Below are 17,806 nucleotides of genomic sequence, written 5' to 3' on the forward strand. Positions count from 1 at the left end.
TCATCACCCCGTGAACGAGATCGGGGAGCGGAAGCCCCACAGCACGATGGTCCCCAGCATGTCCAGGGCGATGATCGCGACCAGGCTGGCGCGAATCGCCCGGCCCGAGCCGATACCCACACCCTCGGGACCACCGGTGGCGAAAAACCCCTGATAGCAATGGATCAGGACGACGGCCACCGCGAACAGCATCACCTTGATGGTCGCGGCCACCACATCCCAGCCCAGCACGAACTGATCGAAATAGTGGTTGTAGGTGCCCGACGGGGTGCCGTGCACGGTGGTCACGATCAGCGCACAGGAGGCGTAACTCAAGATCAGTGCCACCACGAAAGCCGGTGCCACCGCGACGATTCCGGCGATCACCCGGGTGGTGACCACGAACGGCACCGAACGGATGCCCAACGACTCCAGGGCGTCGATCTCCTCGGAGATGCGCATGGAACCGATCTCGGCGGTCATCCGGCAGCCGGCCTGTGCGGCGAAGCCGATACCCGCCGCGATCGGGGCCAGCTCACGGGTCACGCCGAACGCCGAGATCAAACCGCTGAGCTGGCCCAGCGACAACAGATTCAGTGCGCTGAACGCCTCGATGCCGATCGACGCGCCCATGGCCGCACCCATCAGCAGCATGAGCGGCACCACGCCGCCGCCGATGATCACCGAACCGCGACCCCAGGTCATATCGGTGATCACCGCGGCGGTCTGGCGGCGGTAGTGAATCAGGGTGTAGGGCACCGAGGACAGCACCTGCCACGCGAAACCCAGGACGAATCCGAGGTTTTCGATCGGACCCATCGGGCGCAGCCGCCGGGTCCAGCCCAGACCGGGCGGGTTGTAGGGGGCCGCCATCATGCCATCCGAACCGGGATGAACATGGTGACCACCTGCGTGATCGCGGTGTTCAGCACGGTGACCGCGGCCACTGACATCACCACCGCGGCATTCACGCCGTCCGCGACCCCGCGTGGACCGCCCTTGGCCTCCAGGCCGCGCTGACACGCGATGACCACCACCAGGAACCCGAAGATCACCGATTTGAGCAACGACACCCAGATGTCGATGGGCGCGGTGAACGAGCCGAAGGACTGCCAGTAGGAACCCGGCGTCACCCCGAGTGCCGTCACCGCCACCGCGAAACCGGATGCGATGCCGATGAAGATGATCAGCACATTGAGCAGCGGCGCGACCAGCATCATGGCGGCGATGCGCGGAACCACCAGGCGCTGAACCGGATCCACGCCCATCACCCGCATGGCGTCGACCTCCTCGCGGATGGTGCGCGCCCCCAGATCCGCGGCGATCGCGGCCGCCCCGGCCCCGCCGAGCAGCATGGCGGTGGCCAGCGGCGCACCCTGTTTGATGACGCCGAGCCCGCCGGCCGCGCCGATCATGGAATCCGCGCCCAGCTGCGAGACGATATTGCCGACCTGCGCCGAGACGATGACGCCGAACGGAATCGCCATCAGCACACTGGGTATCGCGGTGACGCGAATGAGAAACCAAGCCTGCGTGAGTGTTTCGTGGACGGGGAATCGGATTCGGGCCAGATCCGTACCGCCGACCCGGATCGCCTCCGCGGCCATGCGTAGTGAACGCCCCAATGTCCCCAGGCTCGACAGCACCGTCTCGCCGAAATTTCGTCGTAGTACCTGTGCCCCGGACAATTCCGTGGCATCGGACCGATCATGGATATCAGCCGTCGACATCGAACCTCCTTGCGGCTCTTCGTCACTCCCCTGGACGATCACCCGCAGGCTCCGGCTGCCCCACCAGCCGTGCGAACCTCGCGCCGATCTCGGGGTGAGGCTAATTCAGTGGAACGTGTTCTAGGTCTGCTTTCGAATATCTGGTGAAACAGCACCCGACACTTCGGAGAAAAGACCGCCGATACTCGCCCGCACCGGATTTGATTCATGTAACTCGGAATAGCGAGGTGCGCACGGGCCACGCGGACTCGCCGTGACTAGAGTTGGGCGCATGATTACCGCGATTGTGCTGATCTCCGCCGAGCCGGATCGGATTCCCGAGACCGCGCAGGAACTCGCCGACATCAAGGGCGTGGCCGAGGTCTATTCGTGCGCGGGGGATGTGGACCTGATCGCCGTGGTGCGGGTGCGCGACCACGAGGAGATCGCCGATGTCGTCACCGGGCGCATCAACAAGACGGCCGGGGTGCTGCGCACCGCCACCCACATCGCGTTCAAGTCGTACTCGCGCGCGGATGTGGAAGCGGGTTTCTCGATCGGCGAATAGGTCAGCGGGTCTGGACCGAAGCGCCCAACGCGGTGCCGGAGTGGCCCGGCTCGATGGTGTGGGTGACGCCGCCCTTGCAGCCGGGGAACAGATACACCCGGGCCCGCAACGGGGTCTCGTTGTCGACATTGAGGCGACGCGGGACGCTGCGAATGGTCACGCAGTCGTCGGCGGTGCCGTAGTTGTGGCCGTCCACGGTCAGCGTGCCGTTGTCGGTCACGTCCACGCGGGCCGTATGGGCCGCGCTCACAGGGATCCCGATGCCCAGGAACACGACCACCAGGCCGGGTAGCACCACTGCGTATCGCATGACGAGACTGTAACGCCGCTGTGACCATCGCTGTCACAAACACACAGGTGAGTGACCCGAACTCTCAGGACACTCGGAGGAATTCACTCGAGGAGACAGGACAGGACATGTTCGTGAAGGTGTGCGGGCTGACCACCGAGGAACAGATCGACTGGGCCGTCGACCTCGGCTACTCCGCCATCGGCGTGGTGGGCACGACCAAGAGCAAACGGTATGTCGAGGCCGAACGGGCGCGTGAACTGGCCGCGTACGCGCGCGGGCGAATTCGCAGCTTCGTGGTGGCCTTCGACAAGACCGAGGTCGCCGCGGTCATCGACGACTTCGACGTCATCCAGCTCTACAACTGGACCGCGCTGCCGAACCTGGCCTACTGCTCGGCCACCGCACCCGAACCCGGTCAGGACTGCGAGTACTTCTTCTACGACGCCAGCACCGGATCCGGCGTCTTCGCCGCGTTCCCCGCATGGCTCGACCGAGTCCCCGGACAGGTCGTCCTGGCCGGGGGACTGAACGCCGACAATGTCGCGGGCGTCATCGAGGCGCACCGGCCCTACGGCGTCGACGTCTCCAGCTCGGTCGAAATCTCGCCCGGCGTCAAGAGTTTCGACGCCATGCGGGACTTCATCCAGGCCACCAAGGGCTAGTTCGCGTCGAGCTTGTTCGAAACCTCGACCCAGCGGTCCAGCAGGTTCGACGCCGCACCGGAATCGACCGTGGCGGCCACCCGCTGCAAGGCCACCGCCAGCTTGGTGTGCAGATCGGAGTCGACATCCTCGGGGCGCAGGTCGAAGGCCACCAGCGCGGCCGCCGAATTCAGCAGCACCGCGTCGCGCACGGGGCCCGGGTCGCCCGCGAACATGTTGCGGGCGATCACCGCGTTCATCTCCGCGTCGCCGCCGCGCAGCGCCGACGGATCCACCCGCTCGATGCCGAGTTTCGTTGGGTCGATGGTGGTTTCGTGGCTGCGGCCACCCGCGACCACCCACACATCGGTGGTGTCGGCCGTCGTGATCTCGTCCAGGCCGTCATTGCCGCGCACCACCAGCGCCGAGGCCCCGCGCTCGGTGAACACGCCCGCGATCACCCGCACCAGATCCGGGAACGCGCAGCCGATCAGACCGGCCGAGGGCTGTGCCGGATTGGTCAGCGGGCCCAGGATATTGAAGACCGTCGGAATGCCGATCTCACCGCGCGCCTGACTGGCGTAGCGCAGCGACGGGTGGAACACCGGCGCGAAACAGAAGCCGATCCCGGTCTGGCGCACACATTCGGCCACCGACTCCGGGCCGAGTGCGATCTTCACGCCCAGCGCCTCGAGCACGTCCGCGCCGCCGCTCTTGGAGGACGCCGCCCGGTTGCCGTGCTTGATCACCGGAATACCGGTGGCCGCCACCACGATCGAGGACATGGTGGAGATGTTCACGCTGCCCGACTTGTCGCCGCCGGTGCCGACGATATCCACCGCCGCGCCCTCGTGCGGCACCCGGCGCGCGTGCGAGAGCATGCCGGAGGCCAGGCCGTTGAGCTCGGTCGGGGTCGGGCCCTTCATCTTCAGGGCCACACCGAAGGCCGCGATCTGCGCGGAGGTGGCGTTGTCGGTGAAGATCTCGTTCATCGCCCACGCGGCCTCGTCCAGGGACAGGTCGTTGCCGTCGGTGAGGATGCCGAGAACTTCTCGCCAGCTGCGCGCGCTCATTGCCTTCTCTTCCCGTTGCCGGTCAGGACCGGACACCAGTGTTGTTGGGGAAAGCCTAATCTGCGGGGCTAGTACTTATCGCCCGGACGGGACGCGGGCTGCAAGGCGTCCCAGCCCAGGACATTGCCGTCGTGGCGCTGGGCTATCCCCGCCATACGGGACCTTTCCTGGGAACAGTGCAGGGCATCGAGAACCTGCACACGCTGCAAAACCAGCTTCACGGGGTCCGAGGTATCCACCGAGGCAGTGTCATAGCCGATCTGCGCGGCAATGATCTGCACCGCATTCACCCGGTCCGCGGGAACTCGGAGGTGGTGCCGGAGGACTACTGGTTGGTCGGGAGTCCAGTCCATCGCCTTCCCCAAGGCCGCTGAACAGGCTTCGGCGTCATCGAAACTCGACGCGACCACCACCAGATCCGGGCGTGTCGGATCCAGTTCCGTTGTCCCGCTCCGCCCGACCATCCGACGCCACCACGTTTTGACACTCATAGGACCCTCTCGACACAGCTCAGCTTCCTCTTACCTGCGCAATCTAGGCTCGCCCGTGACACGCCGAGAGCCCCAGCGAGACGCTCGCTCGCCCTGGGCTTTCCGACACGTACGACGAACTTTCGTACCCCGCTACGCCTGTCGTACTACGACAAGTCATACTTACCGGCGTGACGACCGCAGTAGGGACCCCAGGATCGGCCATTACCCAGCGTGTGCATTCGCTGAACCGGCCCAACATGGTCAGCGTCGGTACCATCATCTGGCTGTCGAGCGAGCTGATGTTCTTCGCGGGCCTGTTCGCCATGTACTTCGTTGCTCGCGCGCAGGCGCACGGCGTCTGGCCGCCGGAGCCGACCGAGCTGAACCTGAAGCTGGCCGTGCCCGTGACCACCGTCCTGGTGCTGTCCTCGTTCACCTGCCAGATGGGCGTCTTCGCCGCCGAGCGTGGTGACGTGTTCGGTCTGCGTCGCTGGTACGTGCTGACCTTCATCATGGGCGCCATCTTCGTCGGCGGTCAGGCCACCGAGTACCACGCGCTCGTCACCGAGGGCACCTCGATCTCCAGCTCTGTGTACGGCTCGGTCTTCTACATCACCACCGGCTTCCACGGTCTGCACGTCATCGGTGGTCTCATCGCGTTCATCTTCCTGCTGGTGCGCACCAAGCTCAGCAAGTTCACCCCGGCGCAGGCCACGGCGGCGATCGTCGTCTCGTACTACTGGCACTTCGTCGACATCGTCTGGATCGGCCTCTTCGCGACGATCTACTTCGTCCGCTAACACCGGACACGCGCCGAGGCCAGCCCGCGTCGGCACCCAAAAACTTGTACAAGTCGGTTCCGTCTACTCCAAAGGGACACAGATGAGTTCATCTCCCCCGTCAGCGCCAGATCCCGAGGGGATCGGCCAGGTCACCAAGGTCCGCAAGCAGCGCCGCATGCGTCGGAAGCTGGTCGGCGGTCTGGTTCTCCTGATGGGCCTCGTCGGAGCCGGCTTCGCGGCGTCCGCCCTGACCCCGACGGCTCAGGTCGCGACCGCGAAAGACGATCAGTCCGCGCTGATCCGCGAGGGCAAGCAGATCTACGACACCTCGTGTGTCACCTGCCACGGCGCCAACCTGCAGGGTGTGCAGGATCGCGGCCCCAGCCTGATCGGCGTCGGTGAGGCCGCGGTCTACTTCCAGGTCTCCACCGGTCGCATGCCGGCCGCCGGCAACGGCGCGCAGATCCTGCGCAAGCCCGCCAAGTTCGATGCGCACCAGACCGACGCGCTCGGCGCGTACGTCCAGTCCCTGGGCGGCGGTCCGACCGTGCTGCGCGACGGCGACAACTCGATCGCGCAGGAGTCGATCATCGCGGACCGCGACCTCGGCCGCGGTGGCGAGCTGTTCCGGATGAACTGCGCCTCCTGCCACAACTTCACCGGCAAGGGTGGCGCGCTGTCCTCCGGCAAGTTCGCGCCGCCGCTGGAAGAAGCCAGTGAGCAGCAGATCTACCTGGCCATGCTCACCGGCCCGCAGAACATGCCCAAGTTCTCCGACCGGCAGCTGACGCCGGACGAGAAGAAGGACATCGTCGCGTACATCAAGGACCGCATGGAGACCAAGTCCGAGGGCGGCTACGGCCTCGGCGGCTTCGGTCCCGCCACCGAGGGCCTGGCCATCTGGGTCGTCGGCATCGTGGTCCTGGTCGGTTCCGCGATGTGGATCGGTTCCCGGTCATGAGTGAACAGGAGCGAAACAGCATGGGGGACAACCCCACTGAGCCTACGGACGAACAGCTCGACGCCATGTCGCGGGACGAGCTGGTCAAGCTCGGCACCGAACTCGACGGCGTCGACGTCGCCTACCGCGCCCCGCGCTGGCCGGTCCCGGGCACCCGGGCCGAGAAGCGCGCCGAGCGCCGCGTGGCCCTGTGGTTCGCGATCGCCGGCATCTTCGGCGCCGCGCTGATCGGTGTCTACCTGTTCTGGCCCTGGGAGTACAAGGGCCGGCACCAGGACGGCAACGGCATGTACACGCTGACCACCCCGCTCTACGGCATCACCCTGGGTGTCGCCGTGCTCGCCGTGGGCATCGCAGTCGTGCTGATCCGCAAGCACTTCATCCCGGCCGAGATCTCCATCCAGGACCGCCACGACGGCGCGTCCTCGGAGGTCGACCGCCGCACCCTGGTCGCGCAGCTGACCGACGCGGTCGACACCTCGACCCTGGGCCGCCGCAAGCTCATCACCCGCACCGCGGGCCTGGGCGTCGGCGTGCTCGGCGTGGGCGCGCTGCTGGTCTTCGTCGGCGGCATGATCAAGAACCCGTGGGCCAAGGGCGACAAGTCGCCGCTGTGGGTCTCGGGCTGGACCCCGGACTACGCGGGCGAGACCATCTTCCTGCGTCGCGACACCGGCCGCCCCGAGGACATCGTCCTCGTCAAGCCGGAAGACCTCGACGCCGGCGCCATGGAAACCGTCTTCCCCTGGAAGGAATCCTGGCGCGGAGACGAGAAGGCGACCCTGGCCTCGCTGCGCGGAATCCGCAACGCGGTCATGCTGATCCGCCTGCGCACCCACGATGCCGAACACGCCATCAAGCGCAAGGGTCAGGAAAGCTTCAACTTCGGCGACTACTTCGCCTACTCGAAGATCTGCACCCACCTCGGTTGCCCGACTTCGCTGTTCGAGCAGCAGACCAACCGGATCCTCTGCCCCTGCCACCAGTCGCAGTTCTCGGCGACCGAATGGGGTAAGCCGGTCTTCGGTCCCGCCGCTCGCGCGCTGCCGCAGCTGCCCATCACCGTCAACGCCGATGGCTACCTGGTCGCCCAGCACGACTTCATCGAGCCCCTCGGCCCGGCCTACTGGGAGCGTCGTTCATGAGCCCTAGCAAAGCGGCCATCCAGGCCAACGAAGTGGACGAGCGCTACCACATGGCGAAGTTCGCCAAGCGCTCGATCAACAAGGTCTTCCCGACCCACTGGTCGTTCCTGCTCGGTGAGATCGCGCTGTACGCGTTCATCATCCTGCTGCTGTCGGGTATCTACCTGACGCTGTACTTCGACCCGTCCATGAGCGAGACCGTCTACAACGGCGTCTACCAGCCGTTGCGCGGTGTCACCATGTCGCGGGCCTACGAGACCGCGCTGAACATCTCCTTCGAGGTGCGCGGCGGTCTGTTCGTGCGACAGGTGCACCACTGGGCGGCACTGCTTTTCGCGTCGTCGATCATCATCCACCTGTTCCGCATCTTCTTCACCGGCGCTTTCCGCAAGCCGCGTGAGGCGAACTGGGTGATCGGCTCGCTGCTGCTCATCCTGGCCATGTTCGAGGGCTTCTTCGGCTACTCGATCCCGGACGACCTGCTGTCCGGTACCGGTCTGCGCGCCGCCTTCGGTGGTATCACCATGGGTATTCCGGTCATCGGCACCTGGATGCATTGGCTGATCTTCGGCGGTGACTTCCCGGGCACCATCATCATTCCGCGCCTCTACATCGCGCACGTGCTGCTGCTGCCGGGCATCATCCTGGCTCTGATCGCCGCCCACGTGGCGCTGGTCTGGTACCAGAAGCACACCCAGTTCCCCGGACCGGGCCGCACCGAGAAGAACGTCGTCGGCGCCCGCATCATCCCGGTGTTCGCCGCCGACCAGGGCGCGTTCTTCGCCTTCACCCTCGGCGTCGTCGCGATCATGGGTGGCGTCTTCCAGATCAACCCGATCTGGAACCTGGGCCCCTACAACCCGTCTCAGGTCTCCGCGGGTTCGCAGCCGGACTTCTACATGATGTGGACCGACGGCATGGCACGCCTCATGCCGCCGTGGGAGCTGTACCTGGGCCGCTACACGGTCCCGGCGCCGTTCTGGGTCGCGCTCATCATGGGTGCCGTCTTCGGTGCGCTGGTCATGTACCCGTGGATCGAGAAGCGGCTCACCGGCGACACCGCCCGCCACAACCTGCTGCAGCGTCCGCGCGACGTGCCGGTCCGCACCGCCATCGGTGCCATGGCCATCGCGTTCTACATGGTGCTGACGCTGGCCTGTGTCAACGACATCCTGTCGCTGAAGTTCGACATCTCGCTGAACGCCACCACCTGGTTCTTCCGCATCGCCCTGCTGCTGGCCCCGCCGCTGGCGTACTTCGTCGCCTACCGGTTCTGCATCGGTCTGCAGCGCAGCGACCGCGCGGTGCTCGAGCACGGCGTGGAAACCGGTGTCATCAAGCGGCTTCCGCACGGTGAGTACATCGAGGTCCACCAGCCCCTGGGCCCGGTCGACTCGCACGGCCACCCGATCCCGCTGGAATACCAGGGCGCCCCGGTGCCCAAGAAGATGGTCAAGCTCGGCTCCGCCGGCAAGCCCGGCACCGGCTCCTTCCTCCGCGCCGACCCGGCGTCCGAGCAGGAGCAGAATGTGGCCAACGCCCACGAGGAAGAGCACAACATGCTGCACGCCCTCGAGTCGGCCCAGAACGCCGCCATCACCGACAAGCACGATCACTGATCGTCACCGTCACCCGAAGGCCCCGAGTCGAATTCGACTCGGGGCCTTCCCCGTTCCTGGCCCGGTGCGGTACCGGCTGCAATGATGTTCGGTATGAGTGCTCCCGACGAGCGTGACGAACTGCGCCTGACGGCCGAACAGTTTGCCGACGGCGCGACGTCCGAGCTCGGCGATATCGAGATCGTGGACGGTCGTGTCGTCCGGCTGATGGCTCAGAGCCCACTCCACAGCCGCGTGGTCAGGCGGTTGGCCGGTCTGCTCGAGTCCGCGCGCCGCGATGGCGGTCCGTGCATGGTCGTGGACTCCGATGTCGCCGCACGGTTCGCCGACGCCGAAACGGCCGTGGTGGATCGGCGCCTGAACATCCGCTACCCCGATATCTGGATCCGGGACTGCGAACCATACGACGTGAACACAGTCCGCGAGCATCTGCTGCTGATCGTCGAGGTGACCTCCGAGTCGACCATCGATACCGACATCAATGACAAGCGAATCCAATATGCGATAGCCGGGGTTCCTCGCTACCTGATCGTCCGGCTGGACCAGAAGGAAGACCGGATCGAAGAGATCGAGGAATACCGTCTCGACTGGTCCGGCCGCCGATACCGTGTGCACACCGTCCACCGCCGTGTGCTGCTGCTTGACGATCCGGTAGAGGCGACGATCCCGTTCGATGTCCTCGAACAGACGTAACTCTCGCCTCGATATCGACCAAGGCCCCGAGTCGAATTCGACTCGGGGCCTTCCCCGTTCCGGGCCCGAGACATCCCCTCCGCGCCGCGGACTGTCCGGATCGAGTGATACGACCGTACGGCGGTGTGGCTTCCTCGACGACGGGTCGCGGGCGGACGGTAAGTGAAGTGGCAGGTCAGGGGGGTGCGTGGGAATTCCGGTCCGGATGGGTGTCGGGGTGGTCGGATATTTGTTAGCTTCCGAACATGGGTGTCCAGGGTGATCGGCCGCCGAGAGTGCGGCCCGCGGTGGCCACCTGGTACGCGATGGAGACCGGTCGCAGACACGGGCTTTCGGTCGCGGAGTGCCTGGCGGGGACCGGGCTACGCGGGATGCAGTTGCAAGAGCCCGGGGCGGTGGTGTTGGCGGGCCAGGAAATGCGGGTCATCCGGAACCTGATCGCATACGGCGGACACGAGCGCGGAACCGACGGGCGGGAAGCCGATGGGCGAGGTGATGACGGGCGCGGGAGTGATGAACCGGGTGTTGGCACGGATCAGGACGTCGCGCGGGCTTTGGGGGAGGCGACCGGGTGGTGGTACCACCTGGGCAGCGCCGGGGTGGTGGGTTACGCGATGGTGACGAGTCCGACTGTGCGGGAGGCGGTTCGGTTGCTGCCGCGGTACTTCGCGAAGACTTCGGTGCGGTTCGAACCGGAGTTCACGGAGACCGTGGACGGGTTGCGAGTCGAGTTCGGGGATGGTGAGCGCGGGAGTTCGGTGCGGGCGTTCCTGCTGGCCCGCGATCTGGCGGCCGCGCGGGCGGTGGTCTCGGCGCTGGTATCGCCGTTCGAGCTCATCGTGGAAACCGAGTCCGGGCGAGGCGGATTCACCGTGCCACCCGAGATACTCACGCGACCCGCCCGTCCGCCCGACGCGCACACCGGCCTCGCCTGCGTGCAGCAGTGCGAACTCGCGCTGGATCGGCGGCACCGGCACACCGGTACGGCTGCCCAGGTGCGGCGAATCCTGTTGCGCACGCCCGCGGTCGCGCCGACGCCCGCCGAAGTGGCCCACGAACTAGGCGTCTCCGAACGCGGTCTGCACAATCGCCTCGCCGCCCAGCACCTCAGCTTCCGCAGTCTCGCCGATCAGATCCGCCAACTACTGGCCGCCGAACTCCTCGACCTTGGTGTGACCGCCTCGACGGTTGCCCGGATGACGGGCTCCACCGCGCGCACCTCCCTAGCCCCCAGCTACCCGGAACGCCCCGGCCGATCATCCGGTGGCGCACACGATATTCCGCGCTGAGGCGGACCGGAAAGCCGTCACCCGGCCGGAAAACCCTGCAGAGCAAGCGGACCGATCCAGTGACTCGGCGACGATCAGGGTTGTGGGGCTGCCGGATTCGGCTTGGTCCACACCAGCGAGTACCGCCAGAGCACGTGGCGGCGGTAGTGGACGCCGGGTAGGAGTTCGGTGGCGGTCCTACAGACCTCGGCATACGTCTGCGGCGGCGGCCAGACCACCGGGGACGGGTGCGCCCACTGCGCGCGGAAGAGCCGGTCCTTGAAACTGGTGAGCAGGGCAGCCGCCTCCCACGGCAGGTCCGCGACAGAACTGTTGCGGGCCATGCCGATCAGCGCCAGGGTGCCGCCGGGGCGTAGCAGCTCCCGCATGCGGACCAGTGCCTTCTCCGAATCCATGTGGTGCAGCGCCGCGATGGAGACGATCCCGTCGAACGACCCTGGCTCGAACGGGTACGCCAGGAAATCGGCCTCCAGGTAGGTGATCTCGCCGTCGGCGGACTGCTCGCGGGCCAACTCGATGCTCTTGCCGTCCGGATCGATCCCGGTCACGGCTGCCCCCGAGCGCCGAATCCGCCGGGCCAGCTGCCCTTCCCCGCATCCGACATCCAGTACGTCCCGCGCCCCGGCGACCGCCTCGGCCAGCAGCGGGTGGTATTCGATGTTGTGGTTCCAGCGTTCACTGTCGGGAACGTCCATCCCGCCATTCTGGCAGCGGATCGACGACGCCGCCCCCACGTTCGAAACTTCGCGCCCCGACCGGAATCCACTTCTCGACGAGGCGGTTTCGGCTTCGGTCCGGCGCGGTTGTCGGAGCCCGTACCTATCGTTGGGCGTATGACCGATATCGCTCCCCTGGCCGCTTCGACCCGGGCTCGCTTCGGCGACGCCGGTGTACATGCCGTCGTGCGCAACGGTCGTACGGTGCACGCGGTCGGACTCGGCGAGTGGGTCGAGGGCGAGGAAGTTCCGGAGCTGCTGTGCCACACCGGGATCGCCGGGTGGTCGCCCGCCGTGCTGGAGCCGACCCGCGCGGATGTCACCTGTGCCCACTGCCTGCGGCGACTGGGCAGAACCTCCTCCTCCCGGCAACTGTCCCTGTTCGGTGACGACGAGAATCAGCTCGGATAGCCGACCTGCCCGGGCCCGCCGGAATGGGACGGGGTGGCTGCGGCTTCGGCGCGGGCCAGCCAGTCGAGCCAGGGGCCTGCGCCGAGGCGGGGTTCGGCGTAGCCGTCGGTGGTGCGGACGATTCGGGTGCCGGGTTGGTCCAGCCAGCGGACCAGGAGGCCTGCCTCCTCCGGAAGACCGCCGCGCAGTGGGGGATAGGTGGGGGTGGCGTCGGGGGTGGAGAGGTTGGGTGGGATGACGGTTTCGGCGGAGGCGGCGAGGCGGTCTACGACCGGCATGGGGGAGATGCCGCGGACGGCGGTGCCGGCGGCGGCCAGGCGGGCGTGGCGGATGATCGCGAACTCCCAGCCACCGGCACCGTCGGGGCGGGCAGCTATCAGTTCGGGGATGGCGGCGAGGGCGGCCAGGCGCTGGGTGCGGCGCAGGGCGCGGACCACTGCCACGGTGCGATCCCGCAGGCGGGCTGCGACCTCGAAATGTTCTGCGGTGGAGAGGGTTTCGAGTTTAGTGGCGATGGTGTGCAGCAGCGCGTCGTCGACCCCGGTGAACAGGTCGCGGATCGCGGCCGGAGCTCGTTCGTACTCCTCTATATATAGGGGGCTGTTTTCGGCGCTCGCGGGGCAACCGCCGACCACGGCGGGCAGGCAACCGTGGTGCCCGCTGCGCGGAATGCGGTTGGTGCAGGTGCGCAGGCCCGCCTGCTCGGCGAGGGTGGCGGCGATCTCCTGGGCGTCGGTGCGGGAGCTGAACGGGCCCAGCGCGTCCCGGGTCGGCGTGCGGGAGACGGCGAAGCGGGGGAAGGGCTCATCGGTCAGCGTCAGCCACCACGCGCGCTGCGGGAACTTCGAACGCCGGTTGTAGGGCGGGGTGTGCGCGATCAGCAGTCGCAGCTCGCGCACCCCGGCCTCCAGGCCGTGCGCGCACTCCACGTGATCGACCCGGGTGGCCAGTTGCACCATCTCGCGCATGCGCGGCCGGGTATCGGATCCGGTGAAGTAGTTGCGGACACGGCGGCGCAGATTCACCGCCGTCCCTATATAGAGGACTTCGTCCGACGGCCCGCGGAACAGGTACACGCCGGGCGTCGCCGGAAGATCCGCGGCCATCCCACGTTTGGCGCGCTGCCGCCGCGTCACCTCCGGCAGATAGTCCAGCAGCTCGGTGAGACTCTGCACCCCTTGATTGCCGACCCGGGCGATGAGCGCGTGCAGCACGTCCACGGTCGCCTTGGCGTCGTCCAGCGCCCGGTGGGTGGGCCGCGTCTCGGCCCCCAGCAGCTGCGCGAGGTACCAGAGCTTGGCCGAGGGCGCCTCTTCCTTCGGGAGCACCCGCCGCGCCAGCTGGACGGTGCACAGCGTTTGGAATGCGGGCCACGGCAATTCGCACCGTGCCGCCGCGGCCTTCAGGAACCCGACATCGAAGCGGGCATTGTGGGCGACGAGCACCGCGCCCCGCGCGAACTCCAGGAACCCGGGCAGCACCTGCTCGATGCGCGGCGCGTCCACCACCATGGCGGTGGTGATCCCGGTGATCTGGACGATCTGCGGCGGAATCGCGCACCCGGGGTTGATCAGGGTCGCGAACTCGCCGAGCACCTCGCCGCCGCGCACCTTCACCGCGCCGATCTCGGTGATGGCGTCCCCGTCCGGACTGGTGCCGGTGGTCTCGAGATCGACCACCACGAACGTCGTGTCGTAGAGCGGGGTTTCGAGCTCGTCGAAGGCCAGCTGTGCGGCTGGATCCGATCGCGAAGACACGAACGGCAAGCGTAGGCGGGGGGTCCGACATGTCGCGCCGGTCGTGGCCGGCTGATCGCCCCGGCGCCTGGCGTGGGTCCCCGGCACCGGGGCCGTGACCTGCTGCCCTGCGCGGTCGTGATCTTGCTGAGATCGGACTAGGAAATGTCTGAATTTCCCGTGGGGTGCGGCCGAGATACTCGAGCTGCAATCCCCGAATTGCGAAAATATGCGAGATTGTGGCCAGGGTCACATTAATGCGGATTATGGATCAATTTTGATGAAGGGGCCGGTTGGTCCGGTTCGCCGCCCGGCGCGTGCTGCCCCGCTGCCACGCTGTCGGGCGTGTTGCTCGAGCGTGTCGCAGACTCCCAGGTCGTGGGCCATGGCTCTGACCTTGTGTTATTCGGAATCTGTCCAGGTCGGGAGGGTCGTCGGCACTCGTTGTCTACTCGCCGGTAGCTATTGGGACGCTCCCGCGAAAACGGCCGCTGTTATCGTTTCGTGATTGCTGTGACGTTAGTCGCACCGAAATAGGGCCGCGTAACAATTTCGAGTCACGGACCGACCGGCTCGGCTTTACAAAGCACCGTTATGTCCTCGTAATCTTCCTGAGACCTCGCGGAGTCCGACGTACCACCGGGTACGGCGTCGCGGGGCAGATTGGAAGTACCTCACCATGGCGACCACCTCCACCAAGCGACAGGTCCGGGGCATCCAGCGCACCGCGCGCCGTGCCGCAGCGGCCGGAGCCGTCGGCGCTGCCACGCTGAGTGCGCTGCTGCTGCCCGCGACCCCCGCGATGGCCCAGCCGGTCAACACTCCGGTCGGCGTCTTCGATGTACCGGATCAGATCCAGCTTCCGGCCATTCCGGGTGTGCCCGCGTCCATCCCGGTGAACATCCCCGAGATTCCGGGCATCGTCACCCCGCAGGGCCCCGGCCCGGCCGCCCCGGCCCCGCAGAACAGCCTGCACCAGGCCGCGGTCGACGCCGCCATGAGCCGCCTCGGCGATCCGTACGTGTACGGCGCGGCCGGCCCGAACGCCTTCGACTGCTCCGGTCTGGTGCAGTGGTCCTACGCGCAGGCCGGAGTCAGCCTGCCGCGCACCAGCTATGAGCAGGCGAACGCCGGCGCGCCGGTGTCCTACGACGATCTGCAGCCGGGCGACGTGGTGTCGTTCTACGGCGGCAGCCACTCCGGCATCTACATCGGTGACGGCAATGTGGTGCACGCGTCCACCTCCGGTCAGCCGGTGAAGGTCGCCTCGATCGCCTCGATGCCGTTCGCGGGCGCGGTCCGAATCTAGAACCTCCTGCCCTGCTCGAGGGCTGATTTCGAAACGGCGTCCGTAATGGTTCCGTGGCCTGCTGGACACAACCGGTCGCCGTTTCGTAATCTTATCGAGACCTTCTTGACCAGCTCGGGGTAAGAGAACGGGACGACACCAACGGTGGCAGCGCAACAGCGACCTCATCGAACACACAGTCATCATGCGAAACGACTGGTGGGTGGAGCCCTCACGGTAGGCGCGCTCATGGTCGGCACCTACGGCACCCTGGGTCTCGGATCCGCGATGGCCGACCCGGTCTCCGCACCGGCAACTGCTGGGGAAGCAGTGCAGCGGCTGATCGACCTGTCGCGGCAATCCGAACAGCTCAATCAGCAGGCGCTCAACGCGCAGGCCGACCTGGACACCAAGGTCGCCGCGCAGACCACCGCCGAGAAGCAGGCCGCCGACGCCACCGCCACGCTCGACGCGGCCAAGGCCGACATCAGCCGCTACCAACCGGTCGTCAACCGCGCGGCCACCTCCGCCCTGCTCGGCAGCCGCACCAACCGGCTCACCTCGCTACTGGTGAGCAATTCACCGCAGCAACTGCTCGACCAGATGTCCGTCGTGGATCTGGTGGCCACGCGCACGAGTGAGCAACTGGGCCAGTACCAGAAGGCCACCGACGCGGCCGCCGCCGCCCAGAAAATCGCGACCACCGCCGCCGACGCCGCCCGCGCCGCCAGCACCGCCGCCGACGCGATCCGCACCGACCTGGAATCCAAACGTGCTGCGCTGCAAGGCTCCATGGCCGGTGTCATCGCCGCCTGGGGGCAGCTCTCCGCGGGTGACAAGTCCGCGCTGGCGGGCTCCATGTTCCCGCCCGGCTTCGACCGCGACAGCCTGCTACGGGGCCTGGTTCCCGGCTCCGGCACCAGTGCTCTGGCCGCCGCCCTCACCCGCGTGGGCGATCCCTATGTCTGGGGCGCGACCGGCCCCGACCAGTTCGACTGCTCCGGCCTCGTGCAGTGGGCATTCCACCAGGTCGGCAAGAACGTGCCGCGCACCAGCCAGCAGCAATCCGACTACGGCACGCCCGTCGCCGAGAAGGACCTGCAGCCCGGCGATATCGTGTTCTTCTATTCCGACATCTCCCACGTGGGCATCTACGCCGGCAACGGATTGATGCTGCACGCTTCGACATTCGGCGTTCCCGTGCAGGTCGCGCCGATGGGCTCCACCCCGTTCCATTCGGCGCGCCGGTTCTGACCAGCAGTAACCGCGCATGAGCATGAGGTGGCGATGAGCGCTTTGCGGCGAGTGCGCGGCTGGCTGTCGGCGCGCCGGCGATTCCAGTTCGTGCTCACCCTGGTCATGGTCACCGGCCTGACCGCCGCCTGCGGCGCGCTGCTCATGCTGCCGAATTCGGTGCTGCCCACCTTGCGTGCGGTGGTGCCGAGCCCGGACTCCGGCGGGCTGACCGCCTCGGATCCGCAAGTGCCGGTGGTGAAGCGGACCATGGAGTATTACGGCAAGCCGGTCGCTGAGACGGTGGCCACCGGATCCGATCGGGTCGGGGTGGTGCTCGGTCATGCCGGGCAGCGCGCCGATATCGACACGCTGGCCAATGAACTCGCGGCGGCCACCACCGCGGTGACCTCGCTGTGGGGCCCGCAATGGAATCAGGCCCCCGTCGTCGTGGTCGCCTCCAGCCCTGCCGAATTCGCCGCCCTCACCCGTGCCGTCGGTGACGTGCCCGCCGAGGTCGCCGCCTCCACCGTTGTCGACCCGGTCCGCCCCGGGGCCGAATTGACCGGTCAGCGTGTCGTTTTCGGCCCGGAGGCCGGTCGCCGCCTCGGTGCGGACGGCCTGCGCTCGGTACTGCGCCACGAACTCACCCACATGGCGACCCGCAAGATCACCGTCGACGGCTCCCCACTGTGGATGCTCGAAGGCGCGGCCGAATACACCGCGCACCGCGGACTGCACCACCCCGTCACCCAGATCGCCCCCACCCTCACCACCCGCGCCCGCACCGGCGACCTCCCCGCCGACCTGCCCGCCGACGCCATGTTCGAACCCAGCAGCGGCCAAGCCTCCCTCGCCTACGAACAGGGCTGGTCCGCCTGCGCTTTCATCGCCGACCACTACGGCGACCCGAAACTCGTGGATCTCTACCACGCGCTGTCCTCCGGTCCGAAGGATCGCGCCGCCCTCGACACCGCCTTCCGCGACACCCTCGCCACCGGCTACGCCGATTTCGTCACCGCCTGGCGCGGGTGGATCTCCACCCGGACCGCCGAGGGCGCGTAGCTCCCGCTCACTCGGACCCGAGACCGCTTGCCCGTTCTTGCGGCTGTCGCTCTCTCGTCATTCCGGCCGCTGGCACTCCGCCACGGCGTGCCGCGGGGGGACTCGGGGTGCGAGGGTTCGGGGCGGAGGGTGA

Annotated in this window: 19 protein-coding genes; 12 read left to right on the forward strand and 7 right to left on the reverse strand. The window is 67.3% G+C overall.

The window, feature by feature from the left end; translation table 11 throughout:
* Positions 1–3: 3 nt before the first annotated feature.
* Both ACFXHA_RS35875 and ACFXHA_RS35880 read right to left on the reverse strand, forming a co-directional pair.
* On the reverse strand, positions 4–855 hold the full coding sequence (locus tag ACFXHA_RS35875; RefSeq protein ID WP_379364173.1) for an ABC transporter permease: 852 nt from the start codon (positions 853–855) through the stop codon (positions 4–6).
* On the reverse strand, positions 852–1,709 hold the full coding sequence (locus tag ACFXHA_RS35880) for an MlaE family ABC transporter permease (protein WP_379364175.1): 858 nt from the start codon (positions 1,707–1,709) through the stop codon (positions 852–854). The genes ACFXHA_RS35875 and ACFXHA_RS35880 overlap by 4 nt, the downstream gene beginning before the upstream one ends.
* A gap of 271 nt (positions 1,710–1,980) precedes the next feature.
* Here ACFXHA_RS35880 and ACFXHA_RS35885 point away from each other — a divergent pair, with 271 nt between their 5' ends.
* Positions 1,981–2,256, forward strand: a complete 276-nt coding sequence (locus ACFXHA_RS35885; protein WP_379364177.1) for an Lrp/AsnC family transcriptional regulator — start codon at positions 1,981–1,983, stop codon at positions 2,254–2,256.
* Between the two features lies 1 nt (position 2,257).
* Here ACFXHA_RS35885 and ACFXHA_RS35890 read toward each other — a convergent pair whose 3' ends face one another.
* Positions 2,258–2,566: a hypothetical protein gene (locus tag ACFXHA_RS35890; protein WP_379364179.1), complete on the reverse strand. Its 309-nt coding sequence runs from the start codon at positions 2,564–2,566 to the stop codon at positions 2,258–2,260.
* 107 nt (positions 2,567–2,673) lie between these two features.
* Between ACFXHA_RS35890 and ACFXHA_RS35895 the strand changes: the two genes are divergently transcribed.
* A complete protein-coding gene (locus ACFXHA_RS35895; protein ID WP_379364181.1) occupies positions 2,674–3,210 on the forward strand; it encodes a hypothetical protein in 537 nt (178 codons plus the stop codon).
* Here ACFXHA_RS35895 and trpD read toward each other — a convergent pair.
* Entirely contained in the window at positions 3,207–4,262 is a 1,056-nt protein-coding gene (gene trpD, locus ACFXHA_RS35900) for an anthranilate phosphoribosyltransferase (protein WP_379364183.1), read from the reverse strand. The two genes, ACFXHA_RS35895 and trpD, sit on opposite strands and share 4 nt — an antisense overlap.
* Before the next feature lie 68 nt (positions 4,263–4,330).
* The gene (locus ACFXHA_RS35905) at positions 4,331–4,753 is read right to left on the reverse strand and encodes a hypothetical protein (protein ID WP_379364185.1); all 423 of its coding nucleotides are present in this window, start codon (positions 4,751–4,753) and stop codon (positions 4,331–4,333) included.
* A 170-nt stretch (positions 4,754–4,923) separates the two neighbouring features.
* Here ACFXHA_RS35905 and ACFXHA_RS35910 point away from each other — a divergent pair, with 170 nt between their 5' ends.
* From ACFXHA_RS35910 to ACFXHA_RS35935, 6 genes are all read left to right on the forward strand, one after another.
* Positions 4,924–5,535, forward strand: a complete 612-nt coding sequence (locus tag ACFXHA_RS35910) for a heme-copper oxidase subunit III (protein ID WP_379364187.1) — start codon at positions 4,924–4,926, stop codon at positions 5,533–5,535.
* 82 nt (positions 5,536–5,617) lie between these two features.
* Entirely contained in the window at positions 5,618–6,478 is an 861-nt protein-coding gene (locus ACFXHA_RS35915) for a c-type cytochrome (RefSeq protein WP_379364189.1), read from the forward strand.
* Complete coding sequence (locus ACFXHA_RS35920) at positions 6,475–7,623, forward strand: ubiquinol-cytochrome c reductase iron-sulfur subunit (protein ID WP_379364191.1); 1,149 nt, start codon at positions 6,475–6,477, stop codon at positions 7,621–7,623. Before ACFXHA_RS35915 ends, ACFXHA_RS35920 begins: the two co-directional genes overlap by 4 nt.
* On the forward strand, positions 7,620–9,242 hold the full coding sequence (locus ACFXHA_RS35925) for a cytochrome bc complex cytochrome b subunit (protein ID WP_379364193.1): 1,623 nt from the start codon (positions 7,620–7,622) through the stop codon (positions 9,240–9,242). Before ACFXHA_RS35920 ends, ACFXHA_RS35925 begins: the two co-directional genes overlap by 4 nt.
* A gap of 93 nt (positions 9,243–9,335) precedes the next feature.
* The gene (locus ACFXHA_RS35930; RefSeq protein ID WP_379364195.1) at positions 9,336–9,935 is read left to right on the forward strand and encodes a Uma2 family endonuclease; all 600 of its coding nucleotides are present in this window, start codon (positions 9,336–9,338) and stop codon (positions 9,933–9,935) included.
* A 245-nt stretch (positions 9,936–10,180) separates the two neighbouring features.
* Positions 10,181–11,224 (forward strand): AraC family transcriptional regulator ligand-binding domain-containing protein, encoded by a 1,044-nt coding sequence (locus ACFXHA_RS35935; RefSeq protein ID WP_379364197.1) that lies wholly within the window; start codon positions 10,181–10,183, stop codon positions 11,222–11,224.
* Positions 11,225–11,298: 74 nt separating this feature from the next.
* Here the strand turns inward: ACFXHA_RS35935 and ACFXHA_RS35940 are convergent, their stop codons facing one another.
* Positions 11,299–11,919 (reverse strand): class I SAM-dependent methyltransferase, encoded by a 621-nt coding sequence (locus tag ACFXHA_RS35940; RefSeq protein WP_379364199.1) that lies wholly within the window; start codon positions 11,917–11,919, stop codon positions 11,299–11,301.
* 138 nt (positions 11,920–12,057) lie between these two features.
* Here ACFXHA_RS35940 and ACFXHA_RS35945 point away from each other — a divergent pair, with 138 nt between their 5' ends.
* On the forward strand, positions 12,058–12,351 hold the full coding sequence (locus ACFXHA_RS35945) for a hypothetical protein (protein ID WP_379364201.1): 294 nt from the start codon (positions 12,058–12,060) through the stop codon (positions 12,349–12,351).
* On the opposite strand, the gene ACFXHA_RS35950 is transcribed toward ACFXHA_RS35945, so the two are convergent.
* Positions 12,339–14,117, reverse strand: coding sequence for a DEDD exonuclease domain-containing protein (locus ACFXHA_RS35950; protein ID WP_379364203.1), 1,779 nt, complete (start codon positions 14,115–14,117; stop codon positions 12,339–12,341). The two genes, ACFXHA_RS35945 and ACFXHA_RS35950, sit on opposite strands and share 13 nt — an antisense overlap.
* Positions 14,118–14,766: 649 nt before the next feature.
* On the opposite strand from ACFXHA_RS35950, the gene ACFXHA_RS35955 reads away from it, so the two are divergent.
* From ACFXHA_RS35955 to ACFXHA_RS35965, 3 genes are all read left to right on the forward strand, one after another.
* Positions 14,767–15,396, forward strand: a complete 630-nt coding sequence (locus ACFXHA_RS35955) for a C40 family peptidase (RefSeq protein WP_379364205.1) — start codon at positions 14,767–14,769, stop codon at positions 15,394–15,396.
* 228 nt (positions 15,397–15,624) lie between these two features.
* Complete coding sequence (locus ACFXHA_RS35960; RefSeq protein WP_379364377.1) at positions 15,625–16,629, forward strand: NlpC/P60 family protein; 1,005 nt, start codon at positions 15,625–15,627, stop codon at positions 16,627–16,629.
* A 33-nt stretch (positions 16,630–16,662) separates the two neighbouring features.
* Complete coding sequence (locus ACFXHA_RS35965) at positions 16,663–17,673, forward strand: peptidase MA family metallohydrolase (protein WP_379364207.1); 1,011 nt, start codon at positions 16,663–16,665, stop codon at positions 17,671–17,673.
* The last annotated feature ends 133 nt before the right edge of the window (positions 17,674–17,806 follow it).

Origin of the sequence: Nocardia sp. NPDC059240, assembly GCF_042753865.1 — a bacterium.
Lineage (GTDB): Bacteria > Actinomycetota > Actinomycetes > Mycobacteriales > Mycobacteriaceae > Nocardia.